18 protein-coding genes and 2 pseudogenes are annotated in these 15,701 nt (G+C 74.3%); 14 read left to right on the forward strand and 6 right to left on the reverse strand.

Annotated elements, in window-relative coordinates; genetic code table 11:
* On the reverse strand, window positions 1-489 hold the full coding sequence (locus ACPPVO_RS12455; RefSeq protein WP_426511355.1) for a flavin reductase family protein: 489 nt from the start codon (window positions 487-489) through the stop codon (window positions 1-3).
* A gap of 9 nt (window positions 490-498) precedes the next feature.
* Window positions 499-1,005, reverse strand: a complete 507-nt coding sequence (locus ACPPVO_RS12460; RefSeq protein ID WP_426511356.1) for a GNAT family N-acetyltransferase — start codon at window positions 1,003-1,005, stop codon at window positions 499-501.
* Window positions 1,006-1,073: 68 nt separating this feature from the next.
* Here ACPPVO_RS12460 and ACPPVO_RS12465 point away from each other — a divergent pair, with 68 nt between their 5' ends.
* On the forward strand, window positions 1,074-1,595 hold the full coding sequence (locus ACPPVO_RS12465) for a type 1 glutamine amidotransferase domain-containing protein (protein WP_426511357.1): 522 nt from the start codon (window positions 1,074-1,076) through the stop codon (window positions 1,593-1,595).
* A gap of 31 nt (window positions 1,596-1,626) precedes the next feature.
* Here ACPPVO_RS12465 and secA2 read toward each other — a convergent pair whose 3' ends face one another.
* Window positions 1,627-3,954: an accessory Sec system translocase SecA2 gene (gene secA2, locus ACPPVO_RS12470; RefSeq protein ID WP_426511358.1), complete on the reverse strand. Its 2,328-nt coding sequence runs from the start codon at window positions 3,952-3,954 to the stop codon at window positions 1,627-1,629.
* A 110-nt stretch (window positions 3,955-4,064) separates the two neighbouring features.
* Here secA2 and ACPPVO_RS12475 point away from each other — a divergent pair, with 110 nt between their 5' ends.
* Both ACPPVO_RS12475 and ACPPVO_RS12480 read left to right on the forward strand, forming a co-directional pair.
* Window positions 4,065-4,808: a phytanoyl-CoA dioxygenase family protein gene (locus tag ACPPVO_RS12475; RefSeq protein WP_426511359.1), complete on the forward strand. Its 744-nt coding sequence runs from the start codon at window positions 4,065-4,067 to the stop codon at window positions 4,806-4,808.
* Window positions 4,809-4,829: 21 nt separating this feature from the next.
* On the forward strand, window positions 4,830-5,654 hold the full coding sequence (locus ACPPVO_RS12480) for an NAD-dependent protein deacetylase (protein WP_426511360.1): 825 nt from the start codon (window positions 4,830-4,832) through the stop codon (window positions 5,652-5,654).
* Here the strand turns inward: ACPPVO_RS12480 and ACPPVO_RS12485 are convergent.
* On the reverse strand, window positions 5,643-6,383 hold the full coding sequence (locus ACPPVO_RS12485; protein ID WP_426514615.1) for a 3-keto-5-aminohexanoate cleavage protein: 741 nt from the start codon (window positions 6,381-6,383) through the stop codon (window positions 5,643-5,645). The genes ACPPVO_RS12480 and ACPPVO_RS12485 overlap by 12 nt on opposite strands.
* Before the next feature lie 151 nt (window positions 6,384-6,534).
* Window positions 6,535-6,834: a DUF3040 domain-containing protein gene (locus ACPPVO_RS12490; protein WP_360390459.1), complete on the reverse strand. Its 300-nt coding sequence runs from the start codon at window positions 6,832-6,834 to the stop codon at window positions 6,535-6,537.
* 263 nt (window positions 6,835-7,097) lie between these two features.
* Between ACPPVO_RS12490 and ACPPVO_RS12495 the strand changes: the two genes are divergently transcribed.
* The 7 genes and pseudogenes from ACPPVO_RS12495 to ACPPVO_RS12525 all read left to right on the forward strand — a co-directional run bounded on the left by ACPPVO_RS12495 (window position 7,098) and on the right by ACPPVO_RS12525 (window position 13,258).
* Window positions 7,098-8,021, forward strand: coding sequence for a hypothetical protein (locus tag ACPPVO_RS12495; protein WP_426511362.1), 924 nt, complete (start codon window positions 7,098-7,100; stop codon window positions 8,019-8,021).
* Between the two features lie 40 nt (window positions 8,022-8,061).
* Window positions 8,062-9,366 (forward strand): AI-2E family transporter, encoded by a 1,305-nt coding sequence (locus tag ACPPVO_RS12500; RefSeq protein WP_426511363.1) that lies wholly within the window; start codon window positions 8,062-8,064, stop codon window positions 9,364-9,366.
* 12 nt (window positions 9,367-9,378) lie between these two features.
* The gene (locus ACPPVO_RS12505) at window positions 9,379-9,816 is read left to right on the forward strand and encodes a nitroreductase family deazaflavin-dependent oxidoreductase (RefSeq protein WP_426511364.1); all 438 of its coding nucleotides are present in this window, start codon (window positions 9,379-9,381) and stop codon (window positions 9,814-9,816) included.
* Window positions 9,813-10,682: a glycoside hydrolase family 88 protein gene (locus ACPPVO_RS12510; RefSeq protein WP_426511365.1), complete on the forward strand. Its 870-nt coding sequence runs from the start codon at window positions 9,813-9,815 to the stop codon at window positions 10,680-10,682. Before ACPPVO_RS12505 ends, ACPPVO_RS12510 begins: the two co-directional genes overlap by 4 nt.
* Before the next feature lie 257 nt (window positions 10,683-10,939).
* A pseudogene (locus ACPPVO_RS12515) lies at window positions 10,940-11,848 on the forward strand (Hsp70 family protein); the annotation flags it as partial.
* Between the two features lie 32 nt (window positions 11,849-11,880).
* A pseudogene (locus tag ACPPVO_RS12520) lies at window positions 11,881-12,075 on the forward strand (hypothetical protein); the annotation flags it as partial.
* A 232-nt stretch (window positions 12,076-12,307) separates the two neighbouring features.
* On the forward strand, window positions 12,308-13,258 hold the full coding sequence (locus ACPPVO_RS12525; protein WP_426514616.1) for a WD40 repeat domain-containing protein: 951 nt from the start codon (window positions 12,308-12,310) through the stop codon (window positions 13,256-13,258).
* Here ACPPVO_RS12525 and ACPPVO_RS12530 read toward each other — a convergent pair.
* Window positions 13,251-13,712 carry a MarR family winged helix-turn-helix transcriptional regulator gene (locus tag ACPPVO_RS12530; protein WP_426511366.1) on the reverse strand — a complete coding sequence of 154 codons (462 nt, stop codon included), beginning with the start codon at window positions 13,710-13,712 and terminating at the stop codon, window positions 13,251-13,253. The two genes, ACPPVO_RS12525 and ACPPVO_RS12530, sit on opposite strands and share 8 nt — an antisense overlap.
* Before the next feature lie 80 nt (window positions 13,713-13,792).
* Between ACPPVO_RS12530 and ACPPVO_RS12535 the strand changes: the two genes are divergently transcribed.
* The 4 genes from ACPPVO_RS12535 to ACPPVO_RS12550 are packed head-to-tail and all read left to right on the forward strand — an operon-like array spanning window position 13,793 to window position 15,698.
* Window positions 13,793-14,590, forward strand: coding sequence for an NAD(P)H-binding protein (locus ACPPVO_RS12535; protein ID WP_426511367.1), 798 nt, complete (start codon window positions 13,793-13,795; stop codon window positions 14,588-14,590).
* A 1-nt stretch (window position 14,591) separates the two neighbouring features.
* Window positions 14,592-14,942 (forward strand): DoxX family protein, encoded by a 351-nt coding sequence (locus ACPPVO_RS12540; protein ID WP_426511368.1) that lies wholly within the window; start codon window positions 14,592-14,594, stop codon window positions 14,940-14,942.
* A complete protein-coding gene (locus ACPPVO_RS12545; protein WP_426511369.1) occupies window positions 14,939-15,208 on the forward strand; it encodes a hypothetical protein in 270 nt (89 codons plus the stop codon). Before ACPPVO_RS12540 ends, ACPPVO_RS12545 begins: the two co-directional genes overlap by 4 nt.
* 16 nt (window positions 15,209-15,224) lie before the next feature.
* On the forward strand, window positions 15,225-15,698 hold the full coding sequence (locus ACPPVO_RS12550; protein ID WP_426511370.1) for a TspO/MBR family protein: 474 nt from the start codon (window positions 15,225-15,227) through the stop codon (window positions 15,696-15,698).
* Window positions 15,699-15,701: the final 3 nt, after the last annotated feature.

The raw sequence follows: 15,701 nt of genomic DNA on the forward strand, positions 1-15,701 counted from the left end.
CTACAGGCCGGTGTAGACGCCGTCGTGGTACACCAGCGGCGTCGCCTCGGCGTCGTCGTGGTGCTCGGCGTGCACGGGCGCGGCGATGACGATGACGTGGTCGCCGGCCTCGACCTGCTTGACCACCCGGCAGATGAGCACGGCCAGGGGAGCGCCCAGCAGCGGCACGCCGCCGGGCCCCGTGCGCCACGGGCCGGTGCGCTCGTAGGCGGCGAACCGGTCGATGCCGGGGGTGGCGAAGATGCGGGCCACCGGCTCCTGGTCGGCGGTCAGCACGTGCACGGCGACGGCCGGGGCCGCGCTGATGGCCGGGCGCGCGGAGGCCGCCTTGGCCACGCAGAACGACACCAGCGGCGGGTCGAGCGACACGGAGGTGAACGACGTCGCCGTGAACCCGACCGGCCCGGGCGCGGTCACCACGACGACGGCGGCCGCGTGCCGCCGCAGCACCCGGCGGAACAGACCCGAGTCGATGGCGGCGGTGGTCACGCCCCCACCCTACCCATCGGTAGGGGCGTCAATCCGGGGGAGCCGCAGCCGCAGGGACGGGTGGGCGTGGCGGGCGAAGCCCATCCGCTCGTACATCGGCCGGCCGTCGGGGGAGGCGACCAGGTGCACCATCGGCACCGAGCGGAGCTCGAACCACGCCAGCAGGGCGTCCAGGCAGGCGGCGGACAGGCCCCGGCGGCGGTACGCGGCGTCGGTGGCCACGTTGAAGACGTAACCGACGCGACCGTCCGGGTTGCCCGGCGCGCCCAGCCGCTCCTCGATGGTGCCGACCGCGCACGCGGCCAGCCCGGGGCCGTCGGGCCGGTCGGCCACGAACGCGGCCAGGGTGGCGTCCGGGTCGGGCACCGGCAGGCGGCGGCGGAGCGCGGCCGCGGAGCGCTCCGACCACTCGCCGGGCGGGGTGGGCGCGCCGTCCATCGCCTCCAGCATCACGATCCGCAGCCGGACGAGCTCGTCGGTGTCCGCGGGGCCGGCCCGCCGCACGTTGATCTCCACGGGCCGAAGGTACCGCCGGTTGGGCCGCCGCCCGCGGGGTATCCGGGGGTTGGAAGGAGGGCGAGCATATGGATGTCGCGTTTCTGGTTTCCAAGGAGGGCATCGAGCAGGTCGAGCTGACCGAGCCCTGGAAGGCGGTCGAGCACGCCGGGCACACGCCGCGGCTGGTGTCGCCGGAGCCGGGGAAGGTCAGGGGGTACCACCATCTCGACCCCGCCGACTCGTTCGACGTGGACGTCACCGCGGCCGACGCGCGCCCCGGCGACTACGCGGCCCTGGTGCTGCCCGGCGGGGTCGCCAACGGCGACCTGCTGCGCTGGCAGCCGACCGCGGTCGAGTTCGTGCGCGGTTTCGCCGACCTCGGGCGCCCCATCGCGGTGATCTGCCACGGCGGCTGGATCCTCATCGAGACCGGCACCGTCCGGGGCCGCCGGCTCACGTCGTGGCCGTCGCTGAAGACCGACTACCGCAACGCCGGCGCCACCTGGGTCGACGAGGAGCTGGTCGTGGACGGGAACCTGATCAGCAGCCGCAAGCCGGACGACCTGCCGGCGTTCTGCGGGGCGCTGACCGAGGCCCTGAACCGGTGAGGCGAGGGGGGCCCGGCGGGCCCCCCTTCGCTCAGCTCTTCTTGACGCCCTTGCCGCTGCGGAACAGCTTCACCATGCCGGCGAAGAACCGCTCCATCTCCGAGCCGAACGGGTTGTCGCTCACCACGTAGGTCCAGGTCGCGCTCGGCCGGACCAGGCCCGCGTCCTCCGGCTCCCAGTCCGGGCCGTCGATCTCGATCTCCTCGAACTCGGCGACCGTGCGGTTGTCGATCTCGGCCAGCAGGCCGCGGAACGCCGGGATCGCCTCGCGGTGGAACTCGTCCAGCGGGTCCTGCGAGCCCAGCACCCGCAGGTGGATGCCCTCGCGCAGCTCGCTCATGTCGGCCAGGTGCTCCGACCAGGCCTGGTCGGCGTGGAACAGGGCGATCACGCGGGCGATGCGCAGCAGCGTCTCCTCGCCGTGCTCCTCCGCGAGCTCGTTGTACTTGTCCGGCGACCGCTCGGCGAGCAGCTCGCCGGCCGAGTCGGTGGTGAGCAGCTCCTCGCGCCGCTTGCCGTGCAGCTGGCGGTGCTGGTCGAGCAGGTAGTTGTACCGCCAAGTGTTGCGGTGGATCTCCAGGTTGACGGTCTCGGCGACCCGCTGGGCGGAGCCGATGGCCCAGCGCACGTCCTCGTCCTCGATCGCGCCTTCGGCGTCGGCCTGCCCCATCGGCATCGGCTCGGGGCCGTACCGCTGGACCAGCTCGTCCTCGAGCGAGACGAAGAACATCGACTCGCCCGGGTCGCCCTGCCGGCCGGCGCGACCGCGCAGCTGGTCGTCGATGCGGCGGGAGTCGTTGCGGGCCGTGCCGATGACGAACAGCCCGCCGAGCTCGGCGACCCGCTCGCGCTCCTTCTCGTCGCTGCCGCCGAGGCGGATGTCGACGCCGCGGCCGGTCATCTGCGTGGAGACCGTCACCGCGCCGGCCGCGCCGGCCTCGGCCACGATCGCCGCCTCCGCCTCGTCGTTCTTGGCGTTGAGGACCACGCACTCCACGCCCTCCTCGCCGAGGGTGGCGGCGAGGCGCTCCGACTCGGCGACGCTCAGCGTGCCGATCAGCACCGGGCGGCCGGTGGCGTGCATCGCGACGATCTCGGCGACCACGGCGATGTCGCGCTCCTCGGCCGAGGCGTAGACGCGGTCGGGCCAGTCCTTGCGGATGTTGGGCAGGTGCGGCGGGATGACCGCGACCTCGAGCTTGTAGAACTCCCGCAGCTGGTCGCCGACCGGGATGGCCGTGCCCGTCATGCCGCAGATCCGCTTGTACTGCGTCAGGAAGGCCTGCACCGTGATGGTCTGCAGCACCGTGCCGCCGCCGCTGGAGCGGATCTTCTCCTTGGCCTCGACCGCGGCCTGCAGCCCGTCGGGCCAGCGCCGCCGCTGGGCCACGCGGCCGCGGAACTCGTCGATGAGCTCGACCCGCTCGTCGCGCACGATGTAGTCGACGTCGCGGACCAGCAGCGCCTCGGCGTGCAGCGCCAGGTTGACCGCGGTCAGGGTGTCGACGTTGTCCTCGGCGTAGAGGTCGAGGTCGAGGGCGGACTCGACCTTCGCCAGGCCCTGCGTGGTCAGGTGGGCGGTGCGGCCCTCGTCGACGACCTCGTAGTCCCGGTCGCGGTGCAGCCCGCCGATGATCTCGGCGAGCGCGATCGGCTGCTCCTCGCCGGCGATGGTGGACCCGGCCAGCACCAGCGGCACCCGGGCCTCGTCGATCAGGATCGAGTCGGCCTCGTCGACGATGACCGTGGCGAACTCGCGGTGCACGCGGTCCGCGGTGTTCGTGACGATCGAGTCGCGCAGCAGGTCGAAGCCGGCCTCGCTGACCGAGACGTAGGTGATGTCCTGCGCGTAGGCCGTGCGCCGCTCGTCGGGCGTCGAGGACTCGTTGACCCACCCGACGGTGAGGTCGAGCAGCTCGTAGACCGGGCGCATCCACTCGGCGTCGCGGCGGGCCAGGTAGTCGTTGACGGTGATGACGTGCACCGGCCCCTGGGCCGCGTAGCCGGCGGCGGCGATCGCGGCGGTAAGGGTCTTGCCCTCACCGGTAGCCATCTCGACGACGTGCCCGGCCAGCAGCACCTGGGCGCCGAGCAGCTGCACGTCGTAGGGCCGCTCGTCCAGGGCCCGCTTGGCCGCCTCACGGCCGAGCGCGCACGCCTCGACGAAGTCCTGGGGGTCGTCGCGCTGGTGCAGAGCCTTGCTGGCGGCACGAAGCTCGTCGTCGGTGAGCTCTGACAGCTCGGCCTCGCGCTTCTCGATCTCCGGCAGCAGGGCGCGCATCGGCTCGAGGTCGATCGTGGTGCCCACCTGCTCCTGCAGCTTGCGGCGCCACGTGTTGAATTTGCTCACCAAACCCATGCCGAACACGATACGTCGCCCGTGGCCGGGACTGTGCGCCCCATCACGCCCCAACTCGAGACCGGTAGAAATCGGTTGAAAGTTTCGGCGCCCGCGGCAGGATGGTGGGCATGCTGAGCGCTGACGTCGATCGGTTCGTGCGGGACGGGTTCGTCAAGATCGATGCGGCGGTACCGGCGGAGGTCGCCCGGCAGTGCACCGAGCTGCTCTGGGCCGAGATCGACGCCGAGCCGGACGACCCCGCGACCTGGACGAGGCCGGTGTACTGGGTCGGCGGCATGGCGCAGGAGCCGTTCCGGGCGGCCGCGAACCAGCCGGTGCTGCTCGACGCCTTCGACGCGCTCGTCGGCCCGGGCCGGTGGCACCCGCGCGACTCGATCGGGTCGTTCCCGCTGCGCTTCCCGCACGAGGAGGAGCCCGACGACGCCGGGTGGCACATCGAGGGCAGCTTCACGCCGCCCGGCGAGTCCGGGTTCTGGGCCAACGTGCACTCGCGGGGCCGGGCGCTGCTCCTGCTGTTCCTGTTCACCGACGTCGACGAGCGCAACGCCCCGACGCGGGTGCGGGTCGGCTCGCACATGGACATGCCGCCGCTGCTGGCCCCGTTCGGGGAGCGCGGCGCGCCGATCATGGAGATCGGGGCGCGGATCGACGCCGCGTCCGCGCACCGGGAGCAGGTGCTGGCGACCGGGACGGCCGGCGACGTGTACCTCTGCCACCCGTTCCTTGTCCATGCGGCCCAGCCCCACCACGGCGACCGGCCCCGGTTCCTGGCCCAGCCGCCGCTGCTCCCGGCGGAGCCCTACCCGACCGCGGGCCCGGTCGCGGAGACCATCCGGGCCGCGCTGCGCTGAGCGCGAGGCAGTATTGATTCCGTGGAACAGTCAGTCGCGGCGCTGAGCGCGCTCGTCGGCAAGGGCGGGGTGCTCGTGCTCAGCGGCGCGGGCCTGTCGACGGAGTCGGGCATCCCCGACTACCGGGGCCCGAGCGGGGCGCGGCGCAACGCCCAGCCGATGACCTACCAGACGTTCACCCGCGACCCGATCGCGCGGCGGCGGTACTGGGCCCGCAGCCACCTCGGCTGGCGCACCATCGCGCGGGCCGCGCCCAACGCCGGGCACCACGCCGTCGGGCGGCTGCAGGGGCTGGGCCTGCTCACCGGCGTCATCACGCAGAACGTCGACGGGCTGCACCAGGCCGGCGGCGCGGACGGCGTCGTCGAGCTGCACGGCGCCCTCGACCGCGTGGTCTGCCTCGGCTGCGGCGAGCTCTCCGCGCGGGCCGAGCTCGACGCCCGCCTCGGCGCGGCCAACGCCGGCTACGCGGCCGTCGCGGGCGGCGTCAACCCCGACGGCGACGTCGACCTCACCGACGAGCAGGCGGCCGGCTTCGTGGTCGTGGACTGCACGGGCTGCGGCGGGATGCTCAAGCCCGACGTCGTGTTCTTCGGCGAGAGCGTGCCGGCGCCGCGGGTGCAGGCCTGCTTCGAGCTCGTCGAGCGCTCGGCCGCGCTGGTCGTGCTCGGCTCCTCGCTGACCGTGATGTCGGGCCGCCGGTTCGTGGTGCGCGCGGCGAAGCTCGGCCTGCCGGTCGCCATCGTCAACCAGGGCCCGACGCGCGGCGACACGCTCGCCGCGCTCCTGCTCGACGCGCCGCTCGGCGCGGTCCTGTCGCGGGTGGCCTGGGACCTACGCAACTGAGCGGGCGGTCGACCAGACCGACAGCGCCAGCCGCACCAGCTCCGCGTTGCCGGCCACGGGCGCCCCGTCCGGGCCGGTGAGGGTGTCCTCGAGCCCGATCCGCGTCGGCAGCCCGAGCCGCCCGGCCAGCTCCACCATCGGCCAGCACAGCGCCCCCTCGCCGTGCAGCAGCCGCTCGCCGGTCACCCCGGCCTCGTCCAGCCGGGCCAGGATCGCGAGCGGGTCCACGCCGGGCCGCATGATCTCCACGAGCACCCGCGGCACCTCGTCCGCGATCGACAGCGCCCCCGCGTCCTCGGGGGTCCAGACCCCGGCCTCGACCGCGACGCCGAGCTCGCCCAGCGTGGCGGCGAGCGCGGTGAACCCGGGCTCGGAGACGTTCACCGAGGCAAAATCCGGGAGTTGGTACCGCGGCAGCCCCGCCCACGCCGCGACCGCCGCCTGCCGCGCGGTCACGTCCCGCCCGGTGATCCACAGCCCCGTGGTGACCCCGACCGGCGTGGCGGGGCAGGTCTGGCGCACCGCCGCGACCGCCGCGCCCACGTCGGCCGCCGCGAGCGACTCGGCGCCGGTGTCGTCGCGCGGGTGCAGGTGCACGGCCTCGGCCCCGGCCGCGACCGAGCGCTGCGCGGCCTCGGCGAGCTCGGCGGGGGAGCAGGGCAGGGCCGGGTGCTCGCCGGGCGCCCGGCCGCCGTTCAGCGCCGCCTTGAGCCTGGCGATTGGGGGCATCACCGGACAACTGTGGCGCTTCGGGCGGTCACCCGCAAGATCGGCACACCGGGTGTCAGCCCGACGGGACCGGGGAAACGGCCGCAGACATGCAGTTCCCCGGCGCCTGGGGCGGGGCCGGGGAACGCGAGGACCGCAATGTGCGAGGGTGTCAGAGTTCGAGATCGAGTTCGGTCTGCGTGGTGACCGGCTCGGAGTGGGCCGGCCGATAGGTCCAGACGCCGCCCGCGACGCCGAGGGCGCAGATCGCCAGCACCGTCCCGAAGACGCTGTGGGCGGCCAGGCCGATGACGGCGCCGACGATTGCGGCTATGGCGATGGCCACCGAGGTCACGCGGCGGGGCGTGATCCGGCGAGTCATGGCCCGGTTGAATCCGTTGACGAAGCGCGTGTCGCTGCGCAACGCGGCTTCGATGTCTGCGAGCCGCTTCTGCTCGCTCTCGCTGAGCATGACGCCCAACCTCCTCCGACGGGCCTGCCCGGTGCGCGACGTGTACCCGTTGCGCTCGATCGTCACACACAAAGCGCCGCTGTGGGTCGGCCAGTTGGCGCCAAGTGGAATTTCGCAGGTCAGCGCCGTGGCGTTACGCGGCATTTGTCGGAAAGGGCGACCTGCGAAAGATGTCGGCGTATGCCATTCTCGACGGCGAATGGCACGCGATGCGTGCGTGAACTTTGGATGGCTCGCGCAGTGGCATGGGGAGGACGGGGACCGTGGACCCGAGCAGGCAGTGGCAGCAGCCCGATCCGAGCGGCGGTGGCCATGGCCAGCCCCAGCCGGGCGGTTACCCGCAGCAGCCGCCGTACGGGCCGCCCCAGCCTCAGGCGCAGCCGCCGTACGGGCAGCCGCAGCCGCAGTACCCGCCCCAGCAGCAGTACCCGCCCCAGCAGTACCCCCAGCAACAGCCGCCGGCCGCCCAGCCCTACTCCGCGGTGCCCTATGCGTCGCAGCAGTACAGCGCCCCGCCGGCCTACCAGCCGCCGCCGGCGTACCCGCAGCAGCCGGCCTACCCGACGTCCGCGCCGCCCCTGCCGGACGGCGGCTCCGGGCGGCGCAACCGGTTCTTCCCCGCCCTCATCATCAGCTCGGTGCTGCTCGTGGTCGTCGTGGTCGCCATCGTCGTGGTCGCGCTGAACCGCAAGCCCGACACCCCGAGCACCCCGCAGGCGGGCGCCTCCCAGACCGGCCCGGTCGACAAGTGCCTCGTCGGCAAGTGGAAGCAGACCTCCTACCAGAAGGTCGTCGATCTCAGCGGGACCGACACCGCCAAGCGCGGGAACCTGTCCAAGGTCAAGATGAGCGGCGGCGGCAAGATCTGGGAGATCAAGGACGACGGCAGCGCCATCGAGGACGACACCAGCACGGTGTACAGCGGCAAGACCGACGACGGCCGGACCGTCACCGCCACCTGGGCCGGTCGCACCGAGTGGAAGGTCTCCACGAAGGACGGTGTGCTGTCCTACGCCGGCGGCGAGGCCACCACGGTCGTGACGGTCAGCGTCGACGGCGTCCAGGCCGGCCGCATCCAGCTCGAGCCCAACCTCGACCCCACGACGTACACCTGCAACGGCGACATCTGGCGGACGTCGAGCAAGGACAACCCGGACGACTTCTCGCGCTACGACAGGCAGAAGTAAGAACCGGTTGATCTCCCCCCATTGGGGGTACTGCCGTGGCATGGCGCAGTGGATAACGCAAGTCGGTGAGCGCGCGCGGACGCGGCTGAGCACGGCGCGGCAGATCCCGCCGTTCGCCGGGCCCGTGGAGGTGCGGCCCGCGTCCACTGTGGAGGACGGCATCCCCCGCGGCATCAAGGTCGCGGGGGCCTGGGCCTGGCGGATCGTGCTGTTCATCCTGGCCGCGTACCTGCTGCTGCGCCTCGTCGCCGCGCTGCGCCTGATGGTCATCCCGGTCGTCGTGGCGATCCTGCTCGCCGCGCTGCTCGAGCCCGTGGCCGGCGGGCTGCGCCGGCGGGGGGTGCACCGGTCGCTGGCCGCCGCGATCGTGCTGGTCGGCGGCCTCGTCGTGGTCTTCGGCGGCCTGGGCGGGATCGTCTACACGTTCATCGCCCAGTTCGACAACCTCTCCGGCCGGGTGGGCGAGGGCCTCGGCGAGATCCAGCGCTGGCTCGCCAACGGCCCCCTGCACATCTCCGAGAAGCAGCTCAGCGACATGATGAGCTCGCTGCAGAAGCAGTTCACGTCCAACCGCGGCACGCTGACGTCCGGCGCCCTGAGCACCGCGACCACCCTCGGCGAGGTGCTCACCGGCTTCTTCCTGGTGCTGTTCACGCTGTTCTTCTTCCTGCGCGACGGCGGGCAGATCTGGTCGTTCCTGTGCCGGCTGCTGCCCCGCCAGGCCCAGCTGCCGCTCGCGCGGGCCGGGCACTACTCCTGGTACACCCTCGTCTCCTATGTCCGGGCCACGGTGCTCGTCGCGTTCGTCGACGCGCTCGGCATCGGCATCGGCCTCGCCGTGCTGCGCGTCCCCCTCGCGCTGCCGCTGGCCGCCCTGGTCTTCCTCGGCGCGTTCATCCCGGTCGTCGGGGCCACGCTGTCCGGCGCGGTCGCGATCCTCGTCGCGCTCGTGACCAACGGGCCGGTCAGCGCGCTGCTCGTGCTGGCCGTCGTCATCGCGGTACAGCAGCTGGAGGGCCACGTCCTGCAGCCGCTGATCATGGGGCGGGCCGTCGCCCTGCACCCGCTGTCGGTGATCCTCGCGATCACGACGGGCGTGGTGGCGGCCGGGATCGTCGGCGGGCTCGTCGCGGTCCCGCTGCTCGCGGTCGGCAACACCGCCATCCGGTACCTCGCCGAGCACCCCCGCGGCGAGCCCGCCGACGCCGACGAGCCGCCCGGCACCGAGCCGACCGACGAGGACGAGCAGCGCCGGGAGCAGGCGGAGGAGGATGCCGAACACGCGTCCGACCCCTCCGATCCCACGGCCGCGGGTAGCGTCGAAGACGAGATCAAGGACCAGTGAGGAGCGAGCACCATGCCGTTGTCCGGTGAGTACGAGCCGAGCCCGACCGACTGGGCGCGCGAGCAGGTCGAGCTGTTCGAGCGCACGAACGGGGCCGAGGGCAACACCCTGCGGGGGCGACCGGTCATCGTGCTGACGTCGCTCGGCGCGAAGTCGGGCAAGATCCGCAAGACACCGCTCATGCGGGTGGAGCACGACGGGGAGTACGCCGTCGTGGCCTCCCTGGGCGGCGCGCCGGCGCACCCGGTGTGGTACCACAACCTCGTCGCCCATCCGCACGTCGAGCTGCAGGACGGCCCGGTCAGGCGGGACTACACCGCCCGCGAGGTGACCGGCGAGGAGAAGACCCTGTGGTGGAAGCGCGCCATCGAGGCCTGGCCGGACTACGCGGAGTACCAGACCAAGACCGACCGGCAGATCCCCGTCTTCGTGCTCACCGCCCGGTCTTGACCGGCCATCCGGTCCTGCTCACGCTGCTGGCGATGCAGCGGCAGAACTGGGAGCAGGGCGTGGCGATCCACGCCCTGCTCGACCGCGGCGAGACCGGGCTGGCCGCGCGCCTGGCCCGCGACGCGGCCGTGCACCAGAGCCCCGACGGCCGCCTGGGCACCATCGGCGGCGAGCGCGGGTCGGTGAACTCGGCCGCCATCTACGAGGGTGCGGTACTCCTCGACGCGCCCGACGCCGCCCGCCGCCAGCTGGACTGGATCGTCGAGCGGGCCCCGCGCGCCGCCGACGGCACCCTCTACCACCTGCTGGACGCGCCCGAGTGCTGGGCCGACTCCGTCTACATGCTCGTGCCGATGCTCGCCTTCGCCGGCCGGCCCGACCTGGCGCTGGCCCAGGCCGAGGGCCACCGCGCCCGGCTGTGCCGCGACGGGCTCTACGCCGCCGCCGACACCCGCCCGCGGCTCTGGGGCACCGGCAGCGGCTGGGTCGCCGCCGGGCTCGCGCGGGCCATCCGGCACGCGCCCGAGCTGGCCGCGCCGCTGGCCGGGCACGCCCGCGAGGTCATCGACGCCTGCCTGCGGTACCGCCGCCCCGACGGCCTGTTCGGCGACGTCCTCGACGACCCGGGCTCCTTCCGCGAGGCGAACCTGGCGCAGATGCTCGCCTACGCGGCCTTCACCGGCGTGGCCGGCGGCTGGCTGCCGGACTCCTACGCGGCCGTGGCCGGCTCCCTGCGCGCGGCCGTCGAGCCCCTCGTGGTCGACGGGCTCGTCACCTCGGTCTGCGGCGCCCCCACCTTCGACCGCCCCGGCACCTCGGCCGAGGCGCAGGCGTTCTACCTGCTCGCGGAGGCCGCGGCCGGCTGAGGTTTGGCGCCGGCTCGTACAGTGTGCGGGTGGCATACCGGCTCGGCATCGACCTGGGCACCTCGACCACGGTGGCCGTGCTGGCGTTCCCGGGCGCGACCCGCCCGCTGCTGTTCGACGCCTCGCCGCTGCTGTCCTCGGCCGTCTTCGCCGGCTCCGGCCCCGACCTGCTGACCGGGCTCGACGCCGAGCGGGCCGCGACCGCCCAGCCGGCCGGCCTGGAGGCCAACCCCAAGCGCCGCATCGACGACGGCACCGTGTGGCTGGGCGAGCGAGAGTACCCGGTCGTCGAGGTCCTCGCCGCGATCCTGAGCCGCGTGGGCGACGAGGCGCGGCGGGTCGCCGGCGGCCCGATCGCCGAGGTGGTGCTCACCCACCCCGCGGCCTGGGGCCGCACCCGGCTGAGCCTGCTCGCCGACGCCGCGCGCCGCGCCGGGCTGGGCGAGGTCGGGCTGGTCTCCGAGCCGGTGGCGGCCGCGGCCTACTTCGGCACGGTGCGTTCGCTCAAGCCCGGGCAGACCGTCGTCGTGTACGACCTCGGGGCCGGCACGTTCGACGTGAGCGTCGTGCGCCGCACGGACGCCGGGGGATTCGACGTGCTGGCGGCCGACGGCCTTCGACGCGGCGGCGCCGTCCTTCACAGCGGCGACGGCTGGTCGGGTCTTCCGGCCGCCGATGTGGTGCACGCCGCGCGCGGGGCGTTCGAGGTGCTGGCGGCCGACGGGCTGACGGACATCGGCGGCCTGGACCTCGACGCGGCCGTGGTCGCGCACGCCCGCTCGCTCACGTCGACGGCCGCCGGCGAGTGGGGGCGCCTCGACTGGCCCCAGACCCCGGCCGACCAGCAGGCCCGCCGGGCCCTGTGGACCGGCGCCCGCGCGGCCAAGGAGCAGCTCACCCGGCACGCGACCGCCGACCTGCACCTGCCCCTGCTCGAGCGGGACGTGCACCTGACCCGCGCGGAGTTCGAGGCGGCGGCCCGGCCGCACCTCGACCGCACGGTCGCCCTGACCGTCCGCGTACTGCGCGACGCGGGCGCGGTCCCGGAACGCATCGCCGGCGTCTTCCTCGTCGGCGGCTCGTCGCGCATCCCCCTGGCGGCGACGCTGCTGCACCGCGCGTTGCGCATCGCCCCGGCGATCGTCGACCAGCCGGAGCTCGTGGTCGCGGAGGGCAGCCTGCTGGCCCCGGTCACGACCTGGGAGGTGGCTCTGCCGACCGAGGACCTGACCCCGGTGCTGGCCGCGCCCGCGCCCGCCACGGTCCCCGCGCCCACCGTTCCCACGCCCACCGTTCCCACGCACCCAGCGTCGGTCACGGCCACCGCGCCCGCACCCGCGCCCGCGCCCGCGCGAGTTGCGCCCACTTCTCCCGCGCCCACTTCTCCCGCGCCGACCTCTCCCGCGCCTGCTTTTTCCGCGCCGACCTCTCCCGGGCCCGCGCCTGCCGTGCCCGCTCCCCCCACCCTTGCCGCAGTCACCACCACCGCCCCTGCCGCGGCGTCCACTGTGGAGGCCGCCTCAGCGTCCGCCGCCCCGTCGAAGCCGGGGGCGGTTTCGCCCAAACCCGCGGCCGGGCCGGCCCCGCGGTGGTTGCGGCGGCGGCACGTCGTCGGTGCGATCGTGATGATCGCGGTGGTGGCCGGGATCCTCGGCGTTCGGGCCTGGCTCCGCGGCCCGGTCGTGGCCGAGCTGCGCGGGGCCGTCGGCGCCGTACGGTCCGTCGCGTTCAGCCCCGCCGGCGACCTGCTCGCGGCCGTCGGCGACGACAAGACCCTGCGGCTGTGGGACGTCGGCGCCGGGAAGGCCACGACCCTCACCATGGCGGCGGCCCCCCGCGCGGTCGCGTTCAGCCCCGACGGGAAACTGCTCGCCGCGGGCGGCGACGACGGGCGCGTGCACCTGTGGGACGTCGCCACCCACAAGGAGCGCGGCGAGGGCATCATCCCCAGCCTCCCGTTCTCGCTCACCGCCCTCGCCTTCGACCGTACCGGCACGCTGCTCGTGCTGGGGGCCGACACCGGCTTCGCGGTCGTGCACGAGGTCGCGACCGGCCGGCAGCGCGTCGAGTTCGACGCGTTCAACCCCGGCGCGGTCGCGGCGGTCGCCTGGAACCCGGGGGCCGGGAGCGCCACCGAGGTCGCGCTGGGCGGGGCGGCGACGGCGCCGGCGGTGTACAGCAGCGCGGACGGCGCCCGGCAGCCCCTGGACGCCTCGGTCGCGCACGCCGACACGATCCGCGCCGTGGCGTACAACCCGGCGGGCACCCTGCTGGCCACGGCCGGGGCCGACGGCTGTGTCCTGCTGTGGACGGGCGAGGCCGGCGTGGTGGCCGCGCGGCTGTCCGGCGGCAAGACGCCGATCAACGCCGTCGCCTTCGACCGGGACGGGTCGGTTCTGGCGGCGGCCGGGGACGATCAGGCGGTACACCTGTGGGATCCCGACTCGCGCAAGACGATCCGGACCTTCGAGCAGGCGCACAGCCCCATCGACGCGCTCGCCTTCAGCCCCCGGGAGGCCGGCCGGCTCGCCACGGGCTCCCGCGACGGCGTGGTGCGGGTGTGGGACGTCAGCTGAGCTCGTCCGCGGCGGTCCGGCCGGCCTCGGTGACCCGCTCCAGGAACGAGGCCAGCAGGGCCAGCTCGGCGTCGTCGTAGCCGGCGCACACCTCGTCCATCCGGCCGTTCATGCCGGCGAAGAGCGAGTAGATCTCGGCGTTGCGCTCGCGCCGCGCCCGGATCACCACGGCGCGCCGGTCCTCCGGGTCGCGGTCGCGGACGACCCAGCCGCGCTCGAGGCGGTCCAGTACGCCGGTCATCGTCGCCGGGTGCAGGCCCGCGCGCCGGGCCAGGGCGCTCGGGCTCAGCGGCCCGTGGCGGTCGACCGGGTCGAGGCAGTCGCAGTCGGCGTCCTTGACCTCCAGGCGGGCCCCGACGCGGTGGTTGAGCAGCGAGAGCTGGGTGCTGAGCGCGCGCAGCGACTCCTTTGTCGCGTTGGTCGCCCGGCGCCGCGAAGGTGATACGGAACTCATATGATGTACTTCCTTAGCCATATATTATGCAACTCGTAAGATACTGGTCTCGGAGACACCATATCGAATGAGGAGCCATCATGATCCTGGTCACGGGCGCCACCGGTCTGGTCGGGCGCCATCTCGTCGCGGCGCTGGAGGGCAGCGGGGCCGCGGTGCTGGGGGTCAGCCGCTCGGCCGGCCCGACGGCCGAGGAGGCGCTGCGCGGGGGCGGCGTCGAGGCGCTGTTCCTGCACCCGCGGGCGGTGGGGGAGGGGGCCACGGGGCTCGTCGCCCTCGCCCGCGAGCACGGGGTGCGCCGCGTCGTCGCGCTCTCCGCGATGAACGTCGACGAACCGGCCGAGCACCAGCCGTCGCGCTTCGCCGGCGATCGCAACCGGGAGGCCGAGCAGGCCGCGGCCGACAGCGGGCTGCCCTGGGTCGCCCTGCGCGCGAGCTCGTTCGCGGCGAACACGGTCCGTGCGTTCGGGCCGCAGCTGCGGGGCGGGGACGTCGTGCGGTACGCCTTCCGGGCCTTCCAGGAGTCGCTCGTCGACGAGCGGGACCTCGCCGAGGTCGCGGCGCGGGCCCTGACCGGGGACGGCGACGGCGTGCTCGAGCTCACCGGGCCGCAGTCGCTCAGCCACGGCGAGCAGGTGGCGATCCTCGGCGCCGTGCTCGGCCGGCCGCTGCGGTTCGAGGAGGTCCCGCCGGAGGCCGCGGCCCGGGGGATGGCCGCGGGCGGGTTGCCGGAGCCGTTCGTCGAGGCGCTCATGGCCCGGTACCGCCGCCACCTCGACAGCCCGCAGCACCGGCCGACGAACGGGGTGGAGTCGATCCTCGGGCGCCCGGCGCGCACCTTCGCCGAGTACGCCGCCGACCACCGCGGCGCCTACTGAGATGTCCGCCCACGCCGTGCCGGCCCTGGTCACGGCCGCGGCCAACCTGTTCTCGGGCACCTGCGCCGTGCTGCACTTCGGGCCATCCCGGCCGATCCTGCCCGGGATGGCCCGCGCCGGGGTGCCCGAGTCGTGGCTGACGTTCCCGATCGGCACGCTGAAGCCGGCCGGGGCGTTCGGGCTGCCGGCCGGGCTCGCGGTGCCGTGGGCGGGCACGCTCGCCGCGTTCGGCCTGGTGCTGTTCTTCGTGTGCGCGCTCTACACGCACGTCCGCGCCGGCGACTACTCCGCCCAGTTCGGGCTGGCGGGCGGGTTTCTCGCGCCGGCCGCGTGTGCTTGGCTGGTGCGGTGACGGGACTGCTGCTGGTCGCGCTGGTCGAGCTGGTGTCCGAGGCCTCCGCCGCGTACGAGGACGAGGTGCTCGCGCTGCTGCCCCGGCACGGCGGGAGCCTCGAGCGCCGGCTCACCGACGGCCGCGAGGAGGTGCAGGTCATCCACTTCGCGGCGCGGGAGGGCCTGCAGGCCTTCCTGGACGACCCGGACCGGCTCGCGCTGCGCGAGCGCTACGGGGCGGCCGTGCCCGCCACCCGCGTACTGGAGGTGACGCCGCGCGAGTGACGGGTACCAGGCGGGTATGCGCGTTCCCACATGGCTCAAGACGACCGCCGCCGTGACCGTGGCGGCCGGGATCGGGTCGCTCGCGACGAGGCCGGGCGACCCGTGGTACCGCCGCCTCGACAAGCCCGCCTGGCAGCCCCCGCGGCAGGCGTTCCCGCTGGTGTGGACGCCGCTGTACGGCCTGATCGCCCTCGCCGGCGCCCGTGCCCTCGACGCGGGCAAGGGGCGGGAGCGGCGCGACTTCGCCGTCGCCTACGGGGTCAACCTGGCGCTCAACGCGGGCTGGACGGCGGTCTTCTTCGGGGCGCGCCGTCCCCGCGCCGCGCTGGCCGAGATCGCGCTGCTCAACGCGTCGAACCTCGACCTGCTGCGGCGTGCGTGGAAGGCGGACCGGGCGGCCGGGGCCGCCCTGGCGCCCTATGTGGCCTGGACCGGCTTCGCGACGGCGCTCAACGCGGCGATCGCGCGCCGGAACCCCGGCGGGGCCTGACCG

The organism is Dactylosporangium sp. McL0621 (assembly GCF_049995355.1).
In the GTDB taxonomy this organism is placed as follows: domain Bacteria; phylum Actinomycetota; class Actinomycetes; order Mycobacteriales; family Micromonosporaceae; genus Dactylosporangium.

Bases quoted from the DNA above. Each gene is read 5' to 3' on its own strand.
- ACPPVO_RS12550 (WP_426511370.1), top strand. From the start codon at position 15,225: ATGCGCGTTCCCACATGGCTCAAGACGACCGCCGCCGTGACCGTGGCG.
- ACPPVO_RS12505 (WP_426511364.1), top strand. From the start codon at position 9,379: ATGCCGTTGTCCGGTGAGTACGAGCCGAGCCCGACCGACTGGGCGCGC.
- secA2 (WP_426511358.1), bottom strand. From the start codon at position 3,954: ATGGGTTTGGTGAGCAAATTCAACACGTGGCGCCGCAAGCTGCAGGAG.
- ACPPVO_RS12540 (WP_426511368.1), top strand. From the start codon at position 14,592: ATGTCCGCCCACGCCGTGCCGGCCCTGGTCACGGCCGCGGCCAACCTG.
- ACPPVO_RS12500 (WP_426511363.1), top strand. From the start codon at position 8,062: ATGGCGCAGTGGATAACGCAAGTCGGTGAGCGCGCGCGGACGCGGCTG.
- ACPPVO_RS12490 (WP_360390459.1), bottom strand. From the start codon at position 6,834: ATGCTCAGCGAGAGCGAGCAGAAGCGGCTCGCAGACATCGAAGCCGCG.
- ACPPVO_RS12465 (WP_426511357.1), top strand. From the start codon at position 1,074: ATGGATGTCGCGTTTCTGGTTTCCAAGGAGGGCATCGAGCAGGTCGAG.
- ACPPVO_RS12475 (WP_426511359.1), top strand. From the start codon at position 4,065: ATGCTGAGCGCTGACGTCGATCGGTTCGTGCGGGACGGGTTCGTCAAG.
- ACPPVO_RS12525 (WP_426514616.1), top strand. From the start codon at position 12,308: ATGATCGCGGTGGTGGCCGGGATCCTCGGCGTTCGGGCCTGGCTCCGC.
- ACPPVO_RS12485 (WP_426514615.1), bottom strand. From the start codon at position 6,383: ATGCCCCCAATCGCCAGGCTCAAGGCGGCGCTGAACGGCGGCCGGGCG.
- ACPPVO_RS12535 (WP_426511367.1), top strand. From the start codon at position 13,793: ATGATCCTGGTCACGGGCGCCACCGGTCTGGTCGGGCGCCATCTCGTC.
- ACPPVO_RS12530 (WP_426511366.1), bottom strand. From the start codon at position 13,712: ATGAGTTCCGTATCACCTTCGCGGCGCCGGGCGACCAACGCGACAAAG.